20 protein-coding genes are annotated in these 20,274 nt (G+C 72.8%); 8 read left to right on the forward strand and 12 right to left on the reverse strand.

All coding sequences use genetic code 11. From position 1 onward, the window contains the following. Positions 1-44: 44 nt before the first annotated feature. Entirely contained in the window at positions 45-1,196 is a 1,152-nt protein-coding gene (locus tag VLY81_RS11390; protein WP_324668299.1) for a hypothetical protein, read from the reverse strand. Next, positions 1,189-2,472: an HD domain-containing protein gene (locus tag VLY81_RS11395; protein WP_324668300.1), complete on the reverse strand. Its 1,284-nt coding sequence runs from the start codon at positions 2,470-2,472 to the stop codon at positions 1,189-1,191. The genes VLY81_RS11390 and VLY81_RS11395 overlap by 8 nt, the downstream gene beginning before the upstream one ends. Before the next feature lie 51 nt (positions 2,473-2,523). On the opposite strand from VLY81_RS11395, the gene VLY81_RS11400 reads away from it, so the two are divergent. Together VLY81_RS11400 and VLY81_RS11405 are read left to right on the forward strand one after the other, a co-directional pair. Next, complete coding sequence (locus tag VLY81_RS11400) at positions 2,524-3,243, forward strand: rhomboid family intramembrane serine protease (protein ID WP_324668302.1); 720 nt, start codon at positions 2,524-2,526, stop codon at positions 3,241-3,243. A 169-nt stretch (positions 3,244-3,412) separates the two neighbouring features. Beyond that, complete coding sequence (locus tag VLY81_RS11405) at positions 3,413-3,661, forward strand: FmdB family zinc ribbon protein (RefSeq protein WP_324668303.1); 249 nt, start codon at positions 3,413-3,415, stop codon at positions 3,659-3,661. Here the strand turns inward: VLY81_RS11405 and VLY81_RS11410 are convergent. The 5 genes from VLY81_RS11410 to VLY81_RS11430 form a co-directional block, all read right to left on the reverse strand. After that, positions 3,635-4,732, reverse strand: a complete 1,098-nt coding sequence (locus tag VLY81_RS11410) for a fibronectin type III domain-containing protein (RefSeq protein ID WP_324668304.1) — start codon at positions 4,730-4,732, stop codon at positions 3,635-3,637. The genes VLY81_RS11405 and VLY81_RS11410 overlap by 27 nt on opposite strands. A 153-nt stretch (positions 4,733-4,885) precedes the next feature. Beyond that, on the reverse strand, positions 4,886-5,458 hold the full coding sequence (locus VLY81_RS11415; protein ID WP_405001376.1) for an HDIG domain-containing metalloprotein: 573 nt from the start codon (positions 5,456-5,458) through the stop codon (positions 4,886-4,888). Positions 5,459-5,511: 53 nt separating this feature from the next. Beyond that, complete coding sequence (locus VLY81_RS11420) at positions 5,512-6,297, reverse strand: SDR family NAD(P)-dependent oxidoreductase (RefSeq protein WP_324668307.1); 786 nt, start codon at positions 6,295-6,297, stop codon at positions 5,512-5,514. A 6-nt stretch (positions 6,298-6,303) separates the two neighbouring features. Next, positions 6,304-7,152 carry an inositol monophosphatase family protein gene (locus tag VLY81_RS11425; protein ID WP_324668308.1) on the reverse strand — a complete coding sequence of 283 codons (849 nt, stop codon included), beginning with the start codon at positions 7,150-7,152 and terminating at the stop codon, positions 6,304-6,306. After that, positions 7,149-8,075 carry a P1 family peptidase gene (locus VLY81_RS11430; RefSeq protein ID WP_405001259.1) on the reverse strand — a complete coding sequence of 309 codons (927 nt, stop codon included), beginning with the start codon at positions 8,073-8,075 and terminating at the stop codon, positions 7,149-7,151. Before VLY81_RS11430 ends, VLY81_RS11425 begins: the two co-directional genes overlap by 4 nt. Before the next feature lie 119 nt (positions 8,076-8,194). Between VLY81_RS11430 and coaBC the strand changes: the two genes are divergently transcribed. The 5 genes from coaBC (at position 8,195) to VLY81_RS11455 (ending at position 14,265) form a co-directional block, all read left to right on the forward strand. Then, positions 8,195-9,472, forward strand: coding sequence for a bifunctional phosphopantothenoylcysteine decarboxylase/phosphopantothenate--cysteine ligase CoaBC (coaBC, locus tag VLY81_RS11435; protein ID WP_324668310.1), 1,278 nt, complete (start codon positions 8,195-8,197; stop codon positions 9,470-9,472). 184 nt (positions 9,473-9,656) lie between these two features. Continuing rightward, positions 9,657-10,202, forward strand: coding sequence for a hypothetical protein (locus VLY81_RS11440; RefSeq protein ID WP_324668311.1), 546 nt, complete (start codon positions 9,657-9,659; stop codon positions 10,200-10,202). A 25-nt stretch (positions 10,203-10,227) separates the two neighbouring features. Beyond that, entirely contained in the window at positions 10,228-10,746 is a 519-nt protein-coding gene (locus tag VLY81_RS11445) for a hypothetical protein (protein ID WP_324668312.1), read from the forward strand. Positions 10,747-10,765: 19 nt separating this feature from the next. Then, positions 10,766-11,557: a hypothetical protein gene (locus tag VLY81_RS11450; protein ID WP_324668313.1), complete on the forward strand. Its 792-nt coding sequence runs from the start codon at positions 10,766-10,768 to the stop codon at positions 11,555-11,557. A 116-nt stretch (positions 11,558-11,673) separates the two neighbouring features. Further along, a complete protein-coding gene (locus tag VLY81_RS11455; RefSeq protein ID WP_324668315.1) occupies positions 11,674-14,265 on the forward strand; it encodes a carboxypeptidase regulatory-like domain-containing protein in 2,592 nt (863 codons plus the stop codon). On the opposite strand, the gene VLY81_RS11460 is transcribed toward VLY81_RS11455, so the two are convergent. Together VLY81_RS11460 and VLY81_RS11465 are read right to left on the reverse strand one after the other, a co-directional pair. Beyond that, the gene (locus tag VLY81_RS11460) at positions 14,262-14,423 is read right to left on the reverse strand and encodes a hypothetical protein (protein ID WP_324668316.1); all 162 of its coding nucleotides are present in this window, start codon (positions 14,421-14,423) and stop codon (positions 14,262-14,264) included. The two genes, VLY81_RS11455 and VLY81_RS11460, sit on opposite strands and share 4 nt — an antisense overlap. Next, a complete protein-coding gene (locus VLY81_RS11465) occupies positions 14,420-15,622 on the reverse strand; it encodes a pyridoxal phosphate-dependent aminotransferase (protein WP_324668317.1) in 1,203 nt (400 codons plus the stop codon). Before VLY81_RS11465 ends, VLY81_RS11460 begins: the two co-directional genes overlap by 4 nt. A gap of 146 nt (positions 15,623-15,768) precedes the next feature. Here VLY81_RS11465 and VLY81_RS11470 point away from each other — a divergent pair, with 146 nt between their 5' ends. Further along, complete coding sequence (locus tag VLY81_RS11470) at positions 15,769-16,800, forward strand: zinc-binding dehydrogenase (protein ID WP_405001377.1); 1,032 nt, start codon at positions 15,769-15,771, stop codon at positions 16,798-16,800. Between the two features lie 31 nt (positions 16,801-16,831). Here VLY81_RS11470 and VLY81_RS11475 read toward each other — a convergent pair whose 3' ends face one another. From VLY81_RS11475 to ilvD, 3 genes are read right to left on the reverse strand one after another with little or no spacing between them, the layout of a single operon-like run. Continuing rightward, positions 16,832-17,800 (reverse strand): fumarylacetoacetate hydrolase family protein, encoded by a 969-nt coding sequence (locus VLY81_RS11475; RefSeq protein WP_324668319.1) that lies wholly within the window; start codon positions 17,798-17,800, stop codon positions 16,832-16,834. Further along, positions 17,797-18,579 (reverse strand): coenzyme F420-0:L-glutamate ligase, encoded by a 783-nt coding sequence (gene cofE, locus VLY81_RS11480; protein ID WP_324668320.1) that lies wholly within the window; start codon positions 18,577-18,579, stop codon positions 17,797-17,799. Before cofE ends, VLY81_RS11475 begins: the two co-directional genes overlap by 4 nt. After that, positions 18,576-20,240 carry a dihydroxy-acid dehydratase gene (gene ilvD / locus VLY81_RS11485; protein WP_324668321.1) on the reverse strand — a complete coding sequence of 555 codons (1,665 nt, stop codon included), beginning with the start codon at positions 20,238-20,240 and terminating at the stop codon, positions 18,576-18,578. The genes cofE and ilvD overlap by 4 nt, the downstream gene beginning before the upstream one ends. Between the last annotated feature and the right edge of the window lie 34 nt (positions 20,241-20,274).

Here is a 20,274-nt window from a genome sequence, read left to right on the forward strand (position 1 = left end):
CCCCTACGCTCCCTCTATCCGTCCGCTCCCGGCGAGCATCCCCGTCACGGCCAGACGGGGGGCCTCGCCGGACCGACTCGTGGCTCCCGTGCGACCCCTGGCCGCCCGGGTGACGGCGACGGCTCCCTGCGCGGCAGGTACGGGGCCAGGTGCACCCCCACCAGAGCCTCGACCACGCCCACCCGACCGGTCGCCTGGGGATCGGCCAGCACCATCGACGCCGCGGCCGCCAGACGCGCCATCGTCAGACGCCCGGCCCGATCCAACCGCAGGGCGACGTAGGCCAGCCGCTCGGCCAGGCGCCGGCGCATCGCCCCCTCGTGCAGCGCCTCGCTCATGCGCAGGGCGATGCGCTCCACCAGGGCGTGCTGCGTGGCCGGCAACAGCACCAGGCGGATGCTCGACTGGCGGCGTGCTTCCTCCAGCAGGGGCCCCAGCTCCTCGCGGAGGTCCCAGCGGACCTCGCCCGTCTCGAGCAGGGAGGCCGAGCCCCTGGCCCACCACTCCACACGCTGGGCGTCGCCTCCAAGGGCCTCGAGCAGCCCCGGACTCCAGCAGGCGCGGGCCCACCCGTACGGGCCCCCGTCGGCCTCGGGCAGCGCGGGCTCCAGCTCGGGCCGCAACACGACGTACTCCCGGGGCAGCCCGACGCCCCGCTGGCGAGCCAGCGCCACCGCCCCTGCCAGCATCCGGGCGCCCCACTCCGGCTCGACGGCCTGCAGCTCTGCGTCTGCCAGGTGCTCCATCTCCTGAGAGGCCTGTCGTCGCGCCACCCGCGCCGCCTCCAGCTCCTCCAGGCCCCGGCCGTCGCTGACCGTCGCGTGCAGCCGCCAGGTCTCCTGACGCAGCTCCCAGACCATCTCGAGCCGGGCGACGCCCGGGCCCTCGATGGGCGAGAGCGCGGACCTGAGCGGCGTCGCGGTCACCCCGTCGCGGCCAGGGCGCGCACGGCCGGCGGGCGAGGGGCCGGCCCCGGAGGGCGGCTCCACCGCGATCCCCCGCGAGCGCAAGCGCAGCAACACGCGCCGAAGTTCCTTGGCCTGGGGCTTGGGCCATGACGCAGACGCCGCGACCATCTCGGCCAGGGTCGCGCGGGCCCTCTCCGCATCGGGGCCTCCGGCGGCCACGACGCGCTCGAGATGCTGCAGCTCCTCGACCGTCGGCTCCGGACCGACCGGCCCCCTCGGCTCAGCCACCGTCTCTCACCCGCTGCAAGATCTCGGACCGGCAATCCTCCGGGACGTACAAATTGGCGCCGCTGCGCGGGCGCGTGGCCAGGGCCCGGATCACCTCGCTGACCTTGGAGAGCTCCTTGAGCTCGCCGAACTCGTCCACCGCCAGCATGGGCGGCTGCGTGACGGCTGCGACTCCCTCGGTGTAGTAGTCGTAGGCGATGTCCGAGGTCCGGTCCAGCAGGCAGTAATAGTCGGGATTCCACCCGCGACGGCTGCATACCTGCCTGGCCACGGTCACCCACTCGTCGGGGATGGCCGGGCGGGGCTGGCGAAACAGGGGCTTGGGAAGCCTGCGATGCAGGAAGCGGGCCGCCAGGTCGGCGAGGACGGCATCGCCGGCACGCTGCCAGCGCTTGAAGGCGTAGAGCACGTCATGGTCGTCGATGGCCAGGTACGCCTCCAGCGTGCCGTCGCCGTCGCGCAAGAAGGGCTCCAGGGAAGGCGGCACCTCCAGGCCGGAACCGAGCGCGCCCGCCGCGCACAGCTCCCTGGCGCGCCGCCAGACGGCCTGCAGCAGCAGCTCCTGGGCCCGGGTGGTCTTGTGGAAGTAGACCTGCCAGTACATGTAGTGGCGCGCCAGCACGTACTCCTCCGCGGTGGGGATGCCCTTGTAGCTGAAGACCACCCGTCCGTCGACCAGCATCAGCGTGTTGATCAGCCGCTCCAGGTCGAATCGCCCGTAGACGGCTCCCGTGTACAGCGCGTCGCGCAGGAGGTAATCCATCCGGTCGACGTCGAGCTGCCCGGCCACCAGGTGGTGCAGCCAGCGCTGCCGCTCCGGGAGCTCACCGGTCAGCACCTGCTGCACCGCACCGGAGAGGCCTCGCTCGTAGGACTCCAGCACCTCGTGCACCTGCGACGGGCCGGAGAGGATGGCCCGGGTCCAGTGCTCGTGCCCTCGCGAAGGGGTGATCACCCGCTCGAGCCCGTGCGAGAAGGGGCCATGTCCGATATCATGGAGCAGCGCAGCCGCGCAGGCCAGCCGCTCGAGGCGCTCGTCGACGACGCCGGCGTCCCACTGGCGCAGCCGCGCCAGTACCTTGCCCATCACGTGCATGGCGCCCAGGCAATGGCCGAAGCGGGAGTGCTCGGCGCCGTGGTAGGTGCCCGAGGCGGTGCCGAGCTGCCGGATGCGCCGGAGCCGCTGAAACTCGGGGGTGTCGACGAGCCGGACCAGCAGCGGGTCGCGCACCGTGATAAAATCGTGCACCGGATCGCGAAAGATCTTCTCGCGCATCTCCCGGTACGGCCGCCGCCCGGGCGGCTCATCTCCAGGTCTGAGGAGGTCGTGACCATTATACCCCTCCGGGACAACGTCCCCACGCGGCGCTACCCTTACGTCAACAAGGTGCTGGTGGCCATCAACCTCCTCGTCTTCCTCTACGAGGTGGTGCTGGGCCGCGAGGCGGGGCTCTTCATCTACCGTTGGGGCCTGGTGCCCGCCCGCCTCTGGGGCGCCGGGGGTGGCCTCGAGATGGGAGCGCTGTGGGCGCTGCCCGGCCTCCCGCCGGCCTGGTTGACGCTGGTGACCTCCATGTTCTTGCACGCGGGCTGGCTCCACGTGGGCAGCAACATGCTCTACCTCTGGATCTTCGGCGACAACGTCGAGGACCGGCTCGGTCACCTGCGGTACCTGGTCTTCTACCTGCTGGGCGGCGTGGGGGCCGGCCTGCTGCAGTCCATCTTCTCCGCCGGGGCCTCGGTGCCCACCATCGGCGCCAGCGGGGCGGTGGCGGCGGTGCTGGGTGCCTACTGGCTCCTCTTCCCGTGGGCCAAGGTGAGCACGCTGGTGCCCGTCTTCTTCTTCCTGACCATCGCCGAGATCCCGGCGGTGGTCTTCCTGCTGCTGTGGTTCTTGATCCAGCTCTACAACGGGGCGCTGGCCATCACCGCCTCGCCCACGCTGGTGGGGGGCGTGGCGTGGTGGGCCCACATCGGTGGCTTCGTGGTGGGGTTGCTGTTGGTGCGTTGGTGGGGGATCCGCCGGCAGCCGCCCGTCTGGTGGTAGACGGCTGCGTGGCGCCTCCCCTTGCCACGGGCGACGCCGATGGTTAGCATAATGTGTCGATGGCACGACGGTCTGCCGCCTACGTGACGGGCGCGGGGGGCAGGCCGCCTTGTTTTGCGACGACCTCGCCCGCAGAGGCCGACCATCGAGCGGAGGTGCTGCATGAGCGATGCCGACGTACGAGTATCGGTGTGAGCGGTGCGGGACCTTCGAGGCCTTCCAGGCCATCACCGAGTCGCCCCTTCAGGCGTGCCCCACGTGTGGAGGCCCCGTGGAGCGCCTCATCAGCCGCAACGTCAACATCCTGTTCAAGGGGTCCGGCTTCCACGTCACCGACTACCGCAGCAAGTCGTACAAGGACGCCGCCAAGAAGGAGGAGTCGTCGGTCGGCTCATCCGGCTCCTCGCTCGACGACTGACGCCGGGCCGGATGGGCCGGGGATCTCGCACCAGCCCGGGGCGTGCAGGCTCTCCTGGCCGGCCAGGTCCACGGCGGTGACGCCGACGTAGACCGCACCGCCCGCCTGCCAGGGCAGGGTGGGGTCGGTCAGCGTCACCTGCGACGCCCCGGCCGTCACCTCCTCCGCCAGCCGCAGGGAGCCCTCCGGGGGCCGCAGGTAGACGCGGTAGCCGGCCACGTCGGGGTCGGGCGGCGGCGACCAGGCGACCCGTAGCGCCGCCTCCGATGGCAGGACCTGACACGTCACGTCGCCGGGCGCCGCCGGCACCCAGTCGATCTCGCCGATGACGATGGCTCCGCCCGTCGCCGGCCGCCATCGCAGGGCGGTCGTCTTGCCGGGCAGCAGCACGACGCTCGTGTACTCCCGTGAGTACTCGATGGCGCCCCCATCCTGATAGAGCACCAGCCGCAGGTCGTAGGTGCCGGGCTGCCGCTCACGGTCGAAGCTCCAGACCAGGTCGCGGCCGGGCCGGGACGCCTTGAGGTAGGCGGTGGAGGGCCCCTTGAGGTGGACGCCCGCGGCGGTCACCAGGGCTTGCCGGTCGTACCCGCTCAGGTCGATCTGGGTCCTGAGCAGGGCCGGGCGGGCTGCCAGCGTCAGCCGTACCGTCGCCGTCTCCCCCGCGGTGACGTAGAGCCGGGTCGCCCCGGCGTAGACGGCGTCACCCTCGGCGTCGAGTAGCTCGCCGGCCACCTCCCAGCGACCTTCGTAGACCTGGTCGAAGACGAAAGTCGCCACCGCCTCGTCTCCCTCCGGCGCCTGCAGGGCCCGCTCCTGCACCATCAGGCGCGCGTCCTTGACCAGGCTGACGCGCAGGGTGGCCGGAGGGCTCTGCCCGGGCCCGGTCTCGAAGGCCGAGGCCGGCACGGCCAGCGAGACGGCGACGGGGCCCGCGGCCCGCTCGGGACGCAGCCCCAGGATGCGAGCAGGCCAACAGCCGGAGAGGACGACGGCCAGCGCCAGCAGCGCGGGCGCAGCGAGCCATCGCGGATGGGGGCGACCCGCCGGAGCTCGTCTCGGTCGATGCACGCGCGACGCCTCCCGCTCCTCGCGGGAGCCGACGCGGAGGGGGCCGCCGCGGGCGGCGCTGCGGCCCGATTCGAGTATCGGGCCGCGGTGCCGCCCTGACAAGGCCTGGATGTGCCCGCCGGCGACGGATGGCGCCGGCCTCGGGCCGGCGGCTCAGCCGGACGCCTTGCCGTCGAGCCCCAGGACGTCCTTGACGGAGCGCATGGCGTCGATGACGGTCTGGATGTGCTCGTCGAGGGGCACGCCCAGCTCCTCGGCGCCCAGGAAGATGTCCTCCCGGTTGACGCCACGGGCGAAGGCCTTGTCCTTGAACTTCTTCTTGACGGCCTCCACGGTGACGTCGTCGAGATCCCGGTTGGGTCGCACCAGCGCCACGGCCACGATGAAGCCGGTCAGCTCGTCGCAGGCGAACAGCGCCCGCGCCATGGGCGTGCGGCGCGGATGGCCATGGTAGCTGTTGTGGCCCAGGATGGCGTCGATCACGTCGGGGGGGTAGCCGCGCCGGCGCAGCTCCTCGACCCCCTGGAGGGGGTGCACCTCGAGCTGCGGGTAGCGCTCGTAGTCGAGGTCGTGGAGCAGCCCTGCCAGAGCCCACGCATCCTCGGGCTCGCCGAAGCGGCGGGCGTAGGCTCGCATCGCGGCCTCCACGGCCAGGGCGTGCTTGAGGAGATTGGGGTTTTGCGTCCACTCCGTCAACAGCTGCCAGGCTTGCTCCCGGGTCGGCATCCCCTCGCCGGCCACCGTCACGCCTCCTCGTCCGCGGCCGACGCCAACGGCCGCTAGTAGGTGATGGAGAGGCCGCCATCGACGAACAGCGTCTGGCCCGTCACGTAGCTGCAGGCCGGCGAGGCGAAGAAGAGCACCGCCGCCGCCACCTCCTCGGGTCGCCCCGGGCGCGCCAGCGGGATCCGTCGCTCCCCCACGTAGAAGCGGCGAAACGCCTCGGTCTCGAAGTCGCTCTCGCCGCGGGCGCGCGACATGGCGGTATCGATGAACCCCGGCGCCACGCCGTTGACCAGGATCCCGTACGGTGCCAGCTCGACGGCCAGGCTGCGGGTCAGCTGGTCGATGGCACCCTTGGCCACATTATAGGCCGACGACCATCCGACCCCAAAGGAGCCGTTGACGGAGGAGACGTTGACGAAGCGCCCACCCAGCCGGGCCGCCGCCAGTCGCCGCGCCACCGCCCGTGAGCAGTGGACGACCCCCGCCAGGTTGTCCTCCAGCATGCCGCGCCACTTCTCGTAGGGCGTGGCCAGGAACTCGTGGGCCACGAAGGCGCCGGCGTTGTTGACCAGGATCTCGACGGGCCCCAGGGAGCGCCATGCCGTCTCGACCGCCGCCTCCACCGCCTGGGGATCCCGCACGTCGGCCACCAGGGCCAGCGCCCGGCCCCCCGTGGCCTGCACCTGCCGGGCCGTCTCCTCCAGCTCGCTGGCCGTGCGCGCCACCAGCGCGCAGTGCGCTCCGTGGCGGGCGAGCTCGACGGCCACGGCCCGCCCGATGCCGCGGCCGGCGCCGGTCACCATCGCCACCCGGCCGCCCAGTTCCGACGACCCCGCCATCGCCGCTCACGGCGTCGAGCTCGACGCCCGGTGCATCCCGGTGTGCCCCAGCTCCAGTACCCGGAGCATGGCTCCGTGGATCTGGCCATTGGAGGCGACCACGTCCAGGGTCGGTCGGCAAAGGTCGAGGGGCGCGCCGAAGAAGTCGGTCACCCGGCCTCCCGCCTCCTGGACCAGCAGCACGCCGGCGGCCACGTCCCACGGGTGCAGCCGGTACTCCCAGAAGCCGTCGAACCACCCCTCCGCGACCCAGCACAGGTCCAGCGCCGCGGCCCCCAGGCGGCGGATCCCCTGGGCCCGGCGGGAGAAGTGGTCGAAGTGGTCCAGGTTGGTCTCGTCGGTCTCGCGGAGGTTGTAGGCGAAGCCGGTTGCCAGCAGGCTGCGGTCCAGCTCCCGGGTGCCGGAGACGCGCAGCACCCGGCCATCGCGCCGGGCGCCCTCACCCCGCCCGGCCACGTAGAGCCGTCCGGTCGCCGGCTCGTAGACCGAGCCCGCCAGCAGCTGGCCCTGTCGCTCCACCGCGACGGAGACGGCGAAGACGGGAAGCCCGTGGGCGTAATTGGTGGTCCCGTCCAGCGGGTCGACCAGCCACCGGTACTCCGACTCCCGCCCCACCGCCCCCCGCTCCTCGGTCAGGATGGCGTCGTCGGGATAGCGAGACCGGATCACCTCGAGGATGGTGGCCTCGGACCTCCGGTCGCCCTCGGTGACCAGATCCACCGGTCCCTTGAAGCCGACACCCGCCTCCAGGAACTCCCTCCAGTGCTCGTGGAGCAGTCGCCCCGCCCGGACGACCGCCTCCTGCGCCGTCTCCATCAGCTCGGTGATGCTGCGGCTTGCCTGCAACGTCTTCACCTCGTTTGTGCTGCGCGGATGTCGGACATCGAAGGCACCCCCGCCACCCCTCGGGCGGACCGTACGGCTGCTACGATGGCCTCGGCCACCAGGTCGGCGGCCAGCGCACCCGCCTGCGAGACGGCCACGGCCCTCGGGAGCCCGCCGTAGCGAGGCCCCTCGCCCACCGAGACGGCGAAGACCGCGTCACCGTCGAAGAGCGTGTGCGACGGCCGCACGGCCCGGGCGATGCCGTCGTGGGCCATGGTGGCCACCTTCGTCAGATCCGGGCCCTCCACGGGCAGTGCGGTGACGACGCAGGCCAGCGTCGTCGCCTGGCCGGGCCCCAGCGGGGGTGACGCCGTCGCGCCCCACTCCGGCAGGGGGCGTCGACGCTCCCGGTCGTAGGCCCCGGCCAGCCACTCGCCCGTCCGGGGGTCGACGACGTCTCCGACTGCATTGACCGCCACCACGGCCGCCATGGCCTCGCCCGAGGCGAGCCGCCCCCATGCCACGCCGAGACCGCCCTTCATGCGGTGCGCGGGCCCCGCGCGCTTGCCCACCGTCGCGCCGGCACCTGCCCCTACGTTGCCCAGCATGGCGGCGGCGCTGGCGGGATGCGACGACGTGGCGGCCCGGCAGGCGGCACGCCCCTCCGCGGGACCCGGGCGGCGGGACGGGTCGCCCAGGTCCAGGTCGTAGAGCACCGCGGCCACCACGATGGGCACCCTGCCGGCGGGCGTCTCGAAGCCCACGCCCTGCTCCTCGCACCACGCCATGACCCCCGAGGCCGCATCCAGCCCGTACGCGCTGCCACCGGTCAGGAGCACGGCGTGGATGCGATCGACCAGGTTGCCGGCGGTGAGCACGTCGGTCTCGCGGGTGCCGGGCGCACCGCCGCGCACGTCGACGCCCGCCGCCGCTCCCCGCGGGAAGAGGAGCACCGTACATCCCGTGGCTGCCTCGGCGTCGGTCCAGTGACCGATAAAGAGGCCTGGCAGCCCCTCGAGCGTCGCCAGGATCCCCCGCCTCCGCCGGGAACTTTACCACAGAGGGAGATCCGTTGGAAGGCAAGTACCTGCCCGACGAGCAGCCCCTCGGCGGCCGCACCATCCTGGTGGGCGTCTCGGGGGGCATCGCCGCCTACAAGGCCGTGGATGTGGTGCGGCGGCTGGCCCGCCTGGGGGCGGACGTGCACGTCGTGATGACCCGCGCCGCCACGCGTCTGGTGGGGCCCGCCACCTTCCGCGAGCTCTCCTACAATCCCGTCATCACCGACCTCTTCGAGCCTCATCCGCGGGTCGTCATGAGCCACGTGACGCTGGCGCGCAAGGCAGACCTCCTCTGCATCGCTCCCGCCACCGCCGACGTCATCGCCAAGATGGCGGCGGGCATCGCCGACGACGCGTTGACCACCACCTACCTGGCCTGCCGGGCCCCGGTGCTCTTGGCCCCCGCCATGAACGACGCGATGTGGGAGCACCCGGCGACCCAGGAGAACGTGGGCCGATTGCGGGCCCGGGGGCACGTGGTGGTGGGCCCGGCCCACGGCCCCCTGGCCACGGGCCACGAGGGGCGGGGCCGCATGGAGGAGCCGCACCGCATCGTCGAGGAGGTCCGTTGCCTGCTGCACCCCGTCAAGGACCTCCTCGGTCGGCGCATCCTGGTGACGGCCGGGCCGACGCGGGAGCCGCTGGATCCCGTGCGCTTCTTGAGCAATCGCTCCAGCGGCAAGATGGGCTACGCGGTGGCCCGCATGGCGCGCTATCGGGGGGCCTCGGTGGTGCTGGTCTCGGGCCCCACCTGGCTGGAGCCTCCGGCCGGCGTCGAGGTGGTACGGGTGGAGACGGCGGAGCAGATGCAGGCGGCGTGCCACCAGTGGCTGCCCGAGGTCGACGCCGTCGTCATGGCGGCGGCGGTCGCCGACTTCCGGGCGGTGTCACCGTCGGAGGCCAAGATCAAGCGAGAGGCCGACGGCGCCCCGGGCGGGGGAGACGCCGCCGGAGGGCGGCGGCTGCTGCTGGAGCTGGTGGCGGTACCCGACATCCTGGCCTCCCTCGCGCAGCGCCGCCGCCCCGGGCAGGTGCTGGTGGGCTTCGCGGCCGAGACGGGCCGGCTCGAGGACTTGGCCCGGGAGAAGCTCCGGCGCAAGGGCGTGGACCTCATCGTGGCCAACGACGTCACCCGACCGGGGGCCGGCTTCGAGTCGGAGACCAACGCCGCGATCTTGCTGGGAGCCGACGGCACCCGCACCGAGGTGCCCCTGGTGGCCAAGGAGAGCCTGGCCGACCGTATCCTGGACTGGGTCGCCGCCCGGCTGGCAGGCCCCGCCCGGGACTGAAGTCCCGGTCGCCCACGGAAGCCTGCTGGGCCCCTCCACCTACCGAAGCGATGGCATTGCCAGGACCGCGCGACTTTGGTATCCTTTGGTCAACGCCCCGGGTATAGGACTCGCGTCCCAGTGCCGAGGTCCTATCTCCCGAGGCGCGTGACACGCCAACTCCATGCGGCGAGGAGGCGACCCGGTGTACAAGCGCGCGTGGTGGACGGGCGCCCTGCTGCTCCTGCTCGCGGCCCCGGCCGCGGCGGCCGCCAGTCAGAGCACCAACGCCAGTCAGAGCATCACCATCAACGTCCCTGCCATCAACTTCGTCAACGTGGCCGGTGGCCCCATCACCTTCGAGTTCGACCAGACCCACTGGCCCGGCGACCCCGAGATCGGCGGCGCCCTGTCCGACGTCTCGGAGGTCGCGAGCGGCACCGCCACGGTCCTCTGGCTGACCAACGCCAGCCGGACCAGTCCCGTCAAGATCACCGTCGGCGTCAACGAGGCACCGCCGGAGTGGGTCAGCCTCTTCAAGGTTGAGCTGGCGTCGCCCAGCCTGCAGGCCGGCAGCGGCAGCTGCGGAGAGATCCCGAGCGGCGGCGTCCCGCTCACCACGTCGGCGCAGCCCCTGGTCACCGGCATCCACAACAAGGTCTGCATCGCCGAGGCCACCTACTCGGTCGCCGTCGATCTGGACGGCTACGGCACCTACAGCCCCACCGTGACCTGGACCATCGGCCCCTGAGGGGCCGGAGGCGGGTCCGGTCGTCGTGCGCGAGGTCGGGCTGCTGATGGCAGCCCTGGCGGTCTGGGGGTTGGCGGGCGTCTCCGCCGCGGCGGGCCCGGCTCCCGGCCCCCAGGTCGTCGTCTCCGGCGACTGGACCCTGACCGTCGAGGGTGTGGGGGTCCCGACCCTATCGGACCTGCCAGCCTTGCCGACCGACTGGGAGAGCCCGATGCCCGTCGCTCGAGCCACCATCCGCCGAGCGGGGGGCCGGTCGCCGGGATGGCAGGTGCTCATCCGGAGGGTCGACGGCCTGTGGCCGTCGGGGGTCACGCTCGAGGCCTGCCTGACCGACCAGGGACGGGGAGGTACGGTGCAGAGCCCCTACCGGTGCTCGGACCGTTCATTCGTCGAGGTGGGCACGCAAGACACGCTCTTCTTTTGGGGGTCCGGCAATCCGTCCGACGTCGGGATCGGGCTACGCCTGTCGGGGATCTCCGTCGACGTCCCGCCCGGCATCTACATGACGGCGGTGGTGTACACCATTGTGGCGGGCTCGCCGTAGTCCCTGGCCGTGGCTCGTTTTGCTGGTGGCGCTGGCCGCCACCGGCGAGGGCCGGGCTCAACCCCGGATCGGCCTCATGGGCGACCTGGTGCACGCCTACACGGTCCAGCCCGGTCAATCGGTCGAGGGGCTGGTGGTGCTGGCCAACCCCCAGGACCGGCCCCAGACGGTGCGGCTCTATCTGCAGGATTACCGCACCGACGACCAGGGACATCCCGTCTACGCCGAGCCGGGAAGCCACGCCCGCTCCAACGCTCCATGGATCCGTCTCGGGCAGTCGACGGTGACCGTCCCGCCCGGCGAGCAGCTGGCCGTCGCCTACGCCATCCGCGTCCCTCCCGATGGCACCCTGACGGGCACTTACTGGAGCGCGCTGATGGTGGAGCCCGGCGAGGCCGAGCCCGGGGCGGCCTCGCCGGCACCCGACGGCCCTCGGGTCAGCATCCGGCAGGTCTGGCGCTACGCCATCCACCTCGTCACCGACATCGACGGCCCGGGCGAGGCGCGCCTCGCCTTCGTGCGTCCCCGCCTGCTGGAGGATGCCGGTGGCCTGGCGCTCCAGGTCGACATGGTCAACGAGGGCGTGAGATGGCTGCGGCCGCAGGTCTGGCTCGAACTCTACGACCAGGAGGGCCGCCTGGCGACGCGCGTGGATGGGGCACCGGCCCACCTCTACCCGGGTGACGTGGCACGCCAGCGCCTCGAGCTGGGCTCGCTGCCCCCGGGCCCCTACGAGGTCCTCCTCGTCGCCGACAACGGCGATGCCCATGTCTTCGCCGCTCACTACCGGTTCGTCGCGGGCTCCCACTGAGTGCCCGTCGCTGCCCGGGCGCGGACGGGAGGCGGCCGGGGGCCTCTTGCTGGCAGCGCTGCTGGCCGTCTCGCTCCCGGTCAACCGCGGCGCGATGGCGGCGGCCCCCGTGGCCGATGGAGCGCCCTGGGCCGGCGGTCCTGGCGCGGCCGCTGACGGGTCCCGTCACGGCGGCGCCCGGCTCGCCGGTCGCGCTCCTCGCGCGTCTCGACAACGCGGGCTCCGTCCCGCTGGAGCTGACGCCCAGCGCCGAGGCGCCGCCGGGCTGGGAGCTGATCGTGCCCCCTCCGGCCGTACAGCTGGCCCCTCGCACCTGGCGCACGGCGCTCATAGCGGTGCGGCCCGGCCCGTCGGTCCCGGCCGGCTCGTACGAGGTGGCCGTCACGTGGCGGGACGCGTTCCATGGGGTCTCGGCCCCGGTGCGCTTCCGGCTGACGGTGCCGGCCATCGGGAGGCTCGACGTGGCCCTCCTGGAGTCGCCGGCCTACGTCGTCGCCGAGGGTTATCGGCTCCGTTTCGTCGTGCGCAACGCCGGCAACCGGTTCGAACGGATTCACGTGCAGGCGAGCGACAACCTGGGGCTCGCGATCCGGGCCCAGCCAGGGGCGCTGCGGCTCGAGCCCGGGCAGTCGGCGGTCGTCACGGTCTCGGTGGAGGTGCCCTCCGCGCTCGCTCGCACCGTCTACCACCGGGTCGTGCTGGCCGTCTCCAGCGAGGACGACCCCGAGGTCCGGGCCGCGGCTGCCGCGTCGGTGGAGGTGGTGGCACGCACGGCCCCGCTTCGAGCGGCCTACCGGTGGTTTCCCCTGACGGCCACCTGGACGAGCCACGCCACGCCCTCCGGCCCGGGCCTCGACTGGAGCCTGGTGGGGAGCGGCCGCCTCCGGGAGAGCGGTGACGGGACGCTGGCCGTCGACGTGTCGAGCCAGGCGGCCCGACTGACCTACCGCCTCCCCTGGCTGACGGTGACGGCAGGCCGACAGCCGTTCTCGCTGTCGCCCCTCACCCGCTTCGACCGGCGAGGCGACGGCCTCGACGTGCGCGTCCGGGGTGGCCCCTGGGAGTCGGTGCTGCAGGCCATGGCGACCCCCCACGGCGTGGGACTGGGCGCCCGCCTCGCCTACGCCCTCGACGGCGTGCACGACGCCTCGCTCCAGCTGGCCACCCTGCCGGAGACGGGGGAGGTGGTGGCGTCGGCCACCGCCCGGATCACCCCCTGGCAACGCCTCTACCTGGAGGCCGAGGCGGGCTGCACCGGTCGGCTCGAGACGGGGTGCACCTCCCACGCCCTGCGGACGGACGCCACGCTCGCCCTTGCCGGCTGGAGCCTCTCGGCCCGCTGGGACGACCGCGAGGCCGGGTACGCAGGCCGTCCGGCGGGCGAGCGCCAGCGCGAGGCCACCCTGGCGGTGGACCTCCCCGCGTCGTGGCGACTCTCGGGGACCGTGCGCGAAGCCCTCTCAGGGGCGCCGGGGAGCGGCACCGCCGCCACGACGGCCGAGCACCGACTGCGGCTCACGGGCCACAGGGGCGGCAGCACGGGATTGAGCCTCGAGCTCGGGCGTCGCGAACAGGCCAGCGAGGCCACCCACGTCCGGCAACGGATGGACGAGACGCGGCTCTACGTCAGCCACCACATGGACGGGGGGGCGCTGGTGGGCCAGGAGATCGCCTACGCCCGATGGCAGGATCTGCCGGAGGGCCCCCGGTCCGCCTCCTGGGGCTACGGCCTGTCGGCCTACCTGCCCGTCGGCGCGGCCAGCGTGGGACCGTTCCTCCGGGTGGAGCGCCCGGTGGAGGGAGAGCAGACGGGCGGCTTTCACCTCTCGGGGGGCGTGCAATGGCGGTGGCGACTCCCCCGCTCCATCTCCATCGCAGTGACGACGGGGTGGAAGGGCGGCCCCACGGCCGAGCAGACCGCCTCCGTCGACCTGCGCTACCAGCCGCCGGCCGCAGCCGGGCTCCGGCTCACGCTGCAGGCCGCCCGCACGGACGTGTCTCCCTGGTCGTGGCAGCTCAAGGCCACCTACCAGGCACCCCTGGAGCTGCCGACGGGCAAGCGCCCCGACGTGGGGAGCCTGGAGGGTCGCGTCGTCGACGCCGATGGCGCCCCGGTGCCGGGAGTGGTGGTGCGCCTGGGCACCCTCTCGGCCGTCACCGACCGCGACGGCCGCTTCGACTTCCCCGCCGTCAGCCCCGGCGTCTACTACCTGACGCTGCGCACCGGGCCCGTCGAGAAAGAGGTCTGGAGCCTGCCGCAGACACCCTGGCGGGTCGCGGTCGCGCCCCGCCAGCGCCTGCAGCAGACCTTCCGGCTGGTGACGCCCGCCCGCGTGTGGGGCCACGTGGAGGTGGCCCTCGACGGGAGGACGCCGGGGCGATCCGGGGATGCTCCCGCAACCGTCGTCGCCCCTCCCCCCGTCTCGGTCGGGGATCTGGTCGTCGAGGCCATCGGCGACTCGGGCACCCGCACGGTACTGACGGCGACGGACGGCAGCTTCTCGCTCGAGGGACTCCTGCCCGGGGTCTACCGTCTGCGACTGCGACCCGAGGGGCTGCCCCCGCTCTACGTGCCGGACCCCGCCGAGGCGACCGTCACCCTGTCCCCCGGCGAGCGCCGGCACGTCATCCTCACCCTGCGGCCGGTCGTACGACGCATCGAGGTGTACGAGGGTGGCGAGCTGGTGCCCGAGGCACCCGCGCCCTAGCAGGACCCCCATCGAGACCTTGCGCCCAGCGCCACGTCCTCGAGGGCCACCCCGCGAGCCTGTCCCGCCGCCTGGAGGCGAAAGGCCGCCTCCACGGCCTCCAGGGCGTCGTCCACGGTCACGAGGCGGGCGACGTCGGCCTCGCTCAGGAAGATCACGCGCGCCCGCCCCGCTCCACCCACCGGCGCATGCGGAGGATGCCCTCGCGCAGCTGCTCACGCGAGGCCGCATAGGAGAGGCGCACGAACTGCTGGTCCTCGTCAGGGGCTGGGGTGCCGAAGGCCGTCCGTGCCAGCACCGCCACCCCCGCCTCCTCCAGCAGCCGGGAGGCGAACGTGCGCGCGTCGGGCGCCCCCACCCGGCGACACGCCTCCGTCACGTTGGGGAAGACGTAGAAGGCCCCCGCCGGAACCCCCACCCGCACGCCCGGCACCTCGTTGAGGAGCCCCACCACCAGGTCCCGGCGCGCGGCGAACTCGGCCACCATCTCGCGCACCGGCTCCTGCGACCCCTCCAGCGCGGCCACCCCGGCCATCTGGGTGAAGGTAGCGGTGCAGGACTCCACGTTGGTCACCAGCCGCGCCACCGCCTCGGCGATGGGCACCGGCATGATCCCGTAGCCCAGCCGCCAGCCGGTCATGGCGTAGGTCTTGGAGAAGCCGTCGAGGATGACGGTGCGCTCGCGCATGCCGGGCAGGGAGGCGATGCTGGAGAAGGGCCGGTCGAAGACGATGCGGGAGTAGATCTCGTCGGACAGCACCCACAGATCGTGCTCGATGGCCAGCCGCGCCACCTCCGACAGCACGTCGGCACCCAGCACGCCCCCCGTGGGGTTGTGGGGGGAGTTGAGGATGACCAGGCGCGTGCGGTCGGTGATGCGCTCGGCCAGCTCCGCCGGGTCGAAGGCGAAACCCCGCTCCTCCCGCAGGTAGACCGGCACCGGCACGGCGCCGGCCAGCCGGATGGCCGACTCGTAGATGGGAAAGCCCGGGTTGGGGTAGATCACCTCGTCGCCCGGGTCCACACAGGCCAGCAGCGTGTAGTAGATGATGGGCTTGGCCCCCGGCGTCACCACCACCTCGTCGGGCGATAGCGAAAGCCCCCGCAGCCGCCCTGCGTGGCGGGCGATCGCCTCCCTGAGCGGCGCGATCCCCGCCGACGGCGAGTAGTGGGTGTGGTTCTCCCGGATGGCGGCGATGCCCGCCTGCTTGATGGAGTCGGGTGTGTCGAAGTCGGGCTCGCCGATGGCGAAGTTGTACACCTTGCGACCCGTGGCCCCGAGGCGCTTGACCTGTGCGAGCACCTCGAAGGCCGTCTCCGTGCCCACCGCATCCATCCGCGTCGCCCTCGCCGGCATGGACGCCCTCCCCCCGCAGGTCCGCATGCTCACGGCGCGCCGAGTTCGCCCCGGGCCGGCCCGACTCCTGGGCAGGGATCGGCCGGGGATCGACAAACCCACATACCGACCACGAAGGGGGTGCAGCCGCGGTGGCGACGGCGACCATGCAGGCGGTGCGGTTTCACCGGCACGGAGGGCCCGAGGTGCTGGAGCTGGAGACGGTACCCGTCCCGGAGCCGGGCCCCGGTCAGGTGCGGATCCGGGTACGGGCCGTGGCCCTCAACCACCTGGACCTCTGGAACCGCCGAGGCCTGCCGGGGCGCACGGTGCCGCTGCCGCGCATCCCGGGCGCCGACGTGGCGGGCGAGGTCGACGCGCTCGGCCCGGGAGTGGCCGGGCTGGACCCGGGTGCGCGGGTGATCGTCAACCCCGGCATCAGCTGCGGCCGTTGCCGGGCCTGCCTGGAGGGCCGCGACAATCTCTGCCCGCACTACGAGGTGCTGGGCAACCGCACCGACGGCGGGTACGCCCAGTACGTGGTGGTGCCGGCCGCCAACGTCATCGCCATGCCCGGGCGGCTCGAATTCGTGGAGGCGGCTGCGGTGCCGCTCGTCTTCCTGACCGCGTGGCACATGCTGGTCACCCTGGCCCGGCTGCAGCCGGGCGAGACGGTGCTCGTCTGGGGGGCCGGCAGCGGCGTCGGGTCGGCGGCCATCCAGATCGCCAGGCTCCTGGGCGCGCACGTCATCGCCACGGTGGGCAGCGCCGACAAGGTGGCACGGGCCCAGCGCCTGGGGGCCGACGTCGTCCTCGACCACCACCGGCAGGCCGTCGACGAGGAGGTGCGCGCCCTGACCGGCCGGCGCGGGGTCGACGTCGTCTTCGAGCACGTCGGCCAGGCCACGTGGGAGAGGAGCCTGCGCAGCTTGACGCACGGCGGTCGCCTGGTCACCTGCGGCGCTACCACAGGCTACGAGGGGCTCACCGACATCCGCTACGTCTTCTCGCGGCAATTGCAGATCCTGGGCTCCTACATGGGGAGCAAGGGTGAGCTGTTGCGCCTGCTGCCCTTCGTCGAGCAGGGCCGCCTCCAGCCCGTGGTGGACCGGGTGCTGCCCCTCGCGCAGGCCGCCGAGGCTCACCGCATCGTGGAGGAGCGCCGCCACTTCGGCAAGGTGGTGCTGCAGGTGCCCTGACGGCCCGTCACCGGCTCCACCCCCGCCCCGGTCAGAGCGGCCAGCGAGACGGCAGCTCCAGCATGCCCGCCTCCCCCGGTGCCACGACGGGGTTGACCAGCCGCCCGATGCGCTCGATCTCGACCTCCACCTGGTCGCCCGACCGCAGGAAGACCTGCGGCGTGCGGTAGACCCCTACCCCGTGCGGCGTGCCGGTCGCGATGAGGTCGCCGGGGAGCAGCGTGATGCCCCGGGCGATGAAGGCGATCAGCTCGCGCACCGGGAAGATCATCTCGGCCGTCGTGGACGCCTGGTAGGTGACCCCGTTGACCCGGCAGGCGATGCGCAGGGCCTGAGGGTCGGCGATCTCGTCGGCGGTGGCGACCCAGGGGCCGACGGGGGCGAAGGTGTCTTGCGACTTGCCCCGTCCCCACTGGCCGTCGCCCTTCTGGAAGTCTCGGGCCGTCACGTCGTTGAACGTGGTATAGCCGAAGACCGCCTCCAGGGCCCGCTCCGCCGGGAGCCCCTTGCAGCGGCGACCCACGATGACCGCCAGCTCCGCCTCGAAGTCGACCTGGGTGCTGCCCTCGGGCAGGACGATGGGGCGGCGGTGCGCATTGAGGGCGTTGGGCCACTTGGGGAAGAGCACCGGCTGGCGGGGCGGCTCCACGTGCTGCTCCCGGCAGTGGTCCCAGTAGTTGAGCCCGATGGCGATCATCTTGGAGGGGACCAGCGGGGGCAGCCAGACGATGGAGGGGGCGTCGGCCTCGATGAGCTCGTCATGCTCGCCGGCGCGGGCGGCCTCCACCAGCCGGCGCACCGCCTCCATGGGGCCCGGGTCGCCGGCGGCGAAGGCGTCGACCAACCGCTTGAGGCTGAGGGGCAGGCCCTGACCGCTCCAGCGCGGCAGCCGGGCGGCCCTCGTCACGTCCACCATGTAGGCATCGAGGCGTACCACGAGATGGGCTTCGTCACCGCGAAGGATGGTGGCCAGGTGCACGACGTCGCGCTCCCCTCTCACAGGAAGAGATCCCGTTCGGCGGGCCGCACCAGCCTGGCTGCCGTCGCCTCGCCCTCCCCCGCGATCTGGATGGCCCGGCGGGCCTCGAAGAAGCCCCGTGCCACCACCGCCGGGATCCCCTCGTCGGCCTGCCCCATCACCAGCGTGGCCGCTGAGGCCAGCTCGTCCGCCACGGCCTCCAGGGTGCTGCGCAGCGTGTAGCCGAACAGATCTTGCCTGCCCACTTCGGAGAGGACCGGCCCCATGCCTGCTACCCCGATGCAGACGCCGACCGCCCCCTCCCGGAAGGGTCGGCCGTGACTGTCGGCGATGATGACGGCCGGGGCCACGCCTGTCTTGCGGTAGAGGTCGTAGCGCAACCGCCGCGCGCTCCCGTCGGGATCCTCCGGCAGCAGCAGGACGGTCTCGCCCTCGCCGCCGGCGTTGGAGCGGTCGATGCCGGCATTGGCGCAGACGAAGCCCAGCCGGTGCCGCGCGATGACGAGCCCGGGGCGCACCCGCACGATGGCCTGCGACTCGCGCAAGATCAGCTCGCACAGGCGCGGATCCTTGCCCGACTCGGCGGCCAGGGAGCGGGCGGCCGGCGAGGGCTCCACATCCTCGAGGGCGACCAGCCGCCCCTCGGCTCGGGAGACCACCTTGTGGGCGACCACCAGCACGTCGCCCTGGCGCAACTGCAGCCCCTGCCCGCGCAAGGCGCTCGCCAGCAGCTCGGCCACGTCGTCGCCCGGCTCGACGACGGGCAGGCCCACGACGGGATAGAGGTGCAGCCCCGTCAAACGCGCAGCACCGCCCCGGTGCTGGCCGAGGTGACCATGCGGGCGTAGCGGGCCAGCCAGCCACGCTCGAAGCGCGGCGCCGGAGGCTGCCAGCGCTCGTGCCGACGCGCCAGCTCCGCGTCGTCGACCAGGACGTCGATGCGCCGGCTGCGGAGGTCGATCCGGACGGGATCGCCGTCCTGGACCAGGGCCAGGGGGCCGCCCTCGGCCGCCTCTGGCGAGACATGCCCCACGCACAGGCCCCGCGTGCCGCCCGAGAAGCGCCCGTCGGTCACCAGCGCCACCCGGGTGCCCAGGCCCATCCCCACGATGGCGGACGTCGGCGCCAGCATCTCCGGCATGCCCGGTCCGCCCCGCGGCCCCTCGTAGCGGATCACCACCACGTGACCCGCCTCGACCCGGCCCGCCTTGATGCCCTCGATGGCCTCCTGCTCGCTGTCGAAGACGATGGCGGGCCCCTCGTGCCACTCGATGCCGGGCTCCACCGCACCCGTCTTGATGATGGCCCCGTCGGGAGCCAGGTTGCCGAAGAGGACGGCGAGCCCGCCGGTCGGGCTGTAGGCCCGCTCGACGGGGCGGATCACCTCGGCGTCCCGCACCTCGGCCGAGGCGACCAGCTCCCCCAGGGAGCGGCCCGCGACCGTGGGCTTATCCAGGTGCAGCACCCCCGGCACCCGGGCCAGCTCCTTGAGGATGGCCGGGACGCCCCCGGCCCGGTGCACGTCCTCGATGTGCCAGTGCGAGGCGGGGCTCACCTTGCACAGGTGCGGCACCCGCCGCGCCAGCTGGTCGAGCCGCTCGAGCGGGTAGTCGATGCCCGCCTCGTGGGCCAGCGCGATGGTGTGGAGCACCGTGTTGGTGCTGCCCCCCATGGCCATGTCCAGGGCGAAGGCGTTGTCGATGGCGTCGGCGTCCACGATGTCGAGGAACTTGAGGTCCTGCTCGACCAGCTCGATGATACGCCGTCCGGCCTGGCGGGCCAGCTCCTCCCGCTCGGGGGTCAGGGCCAGCGCCGTCCCGTTGCCCGGCAGGGCCACCCCCAGCGCCTCGCAGAGGCAGTTCATGGAGTTGGCGGTGAACATCCCCGAGCACGAGCCGCACCCCGGGCAGGCCGCCGCCTCCAGGCGACGCAGCTCCGCCTCGCTGATGCGCCCCGCCTGGACGGCCCCCACGCCCTCGAAGACGGAGATCAGGTCCACGGCACGGCCGTCGAGCCGTCCTGCGGCCATGGGCCCCCCGCTGATGAAGACGGTGGGGATGTTGAGGCGGGCCGCCGCCATCAGCATGCCCGGCACGATCTTGTCGCAGTTGGGGATGCAGATGAGCCCGTCGAACCAGTGCGCCCGCACCATGGTCTCTACGGAGTCGGCGATGAGCTCCCGGCTCGGCAGGGAGTAGCGCATGCCGACGTGCCCCATGGCGATGCCGTCGTCGACCCCGATGGTGTTGAACTCGAAGGGCACCCCGCCGGCTGCCCGTACCGCCTCCTTGACGAGCTTGCCGAACTCCTGCAGGTGCGCGTGGCCGGGCACGATGTCGACGTACGAGTTGGCGATGCCGATGAAGGGCTTCTCGAAGTCCCGGTCCGTGAGCCCGACGGCCCGCAACAGACTGCGATGGGGCGCCCGATCGATGCCCCGCTTGATGACGTCGCTACGCATGTCCTCTCCACGAGCCCCCTGCCGAAGATTGCGC

Origin of the sequence: Limnochorda sp. LNt (assembly GCF_035593265.1) — a bacterium.
Lineage (GTDB): Bacteria > Bacillota > Limnochordia > Limnochordales > Geochordaceae > Geochorda > Geochorda subterranea.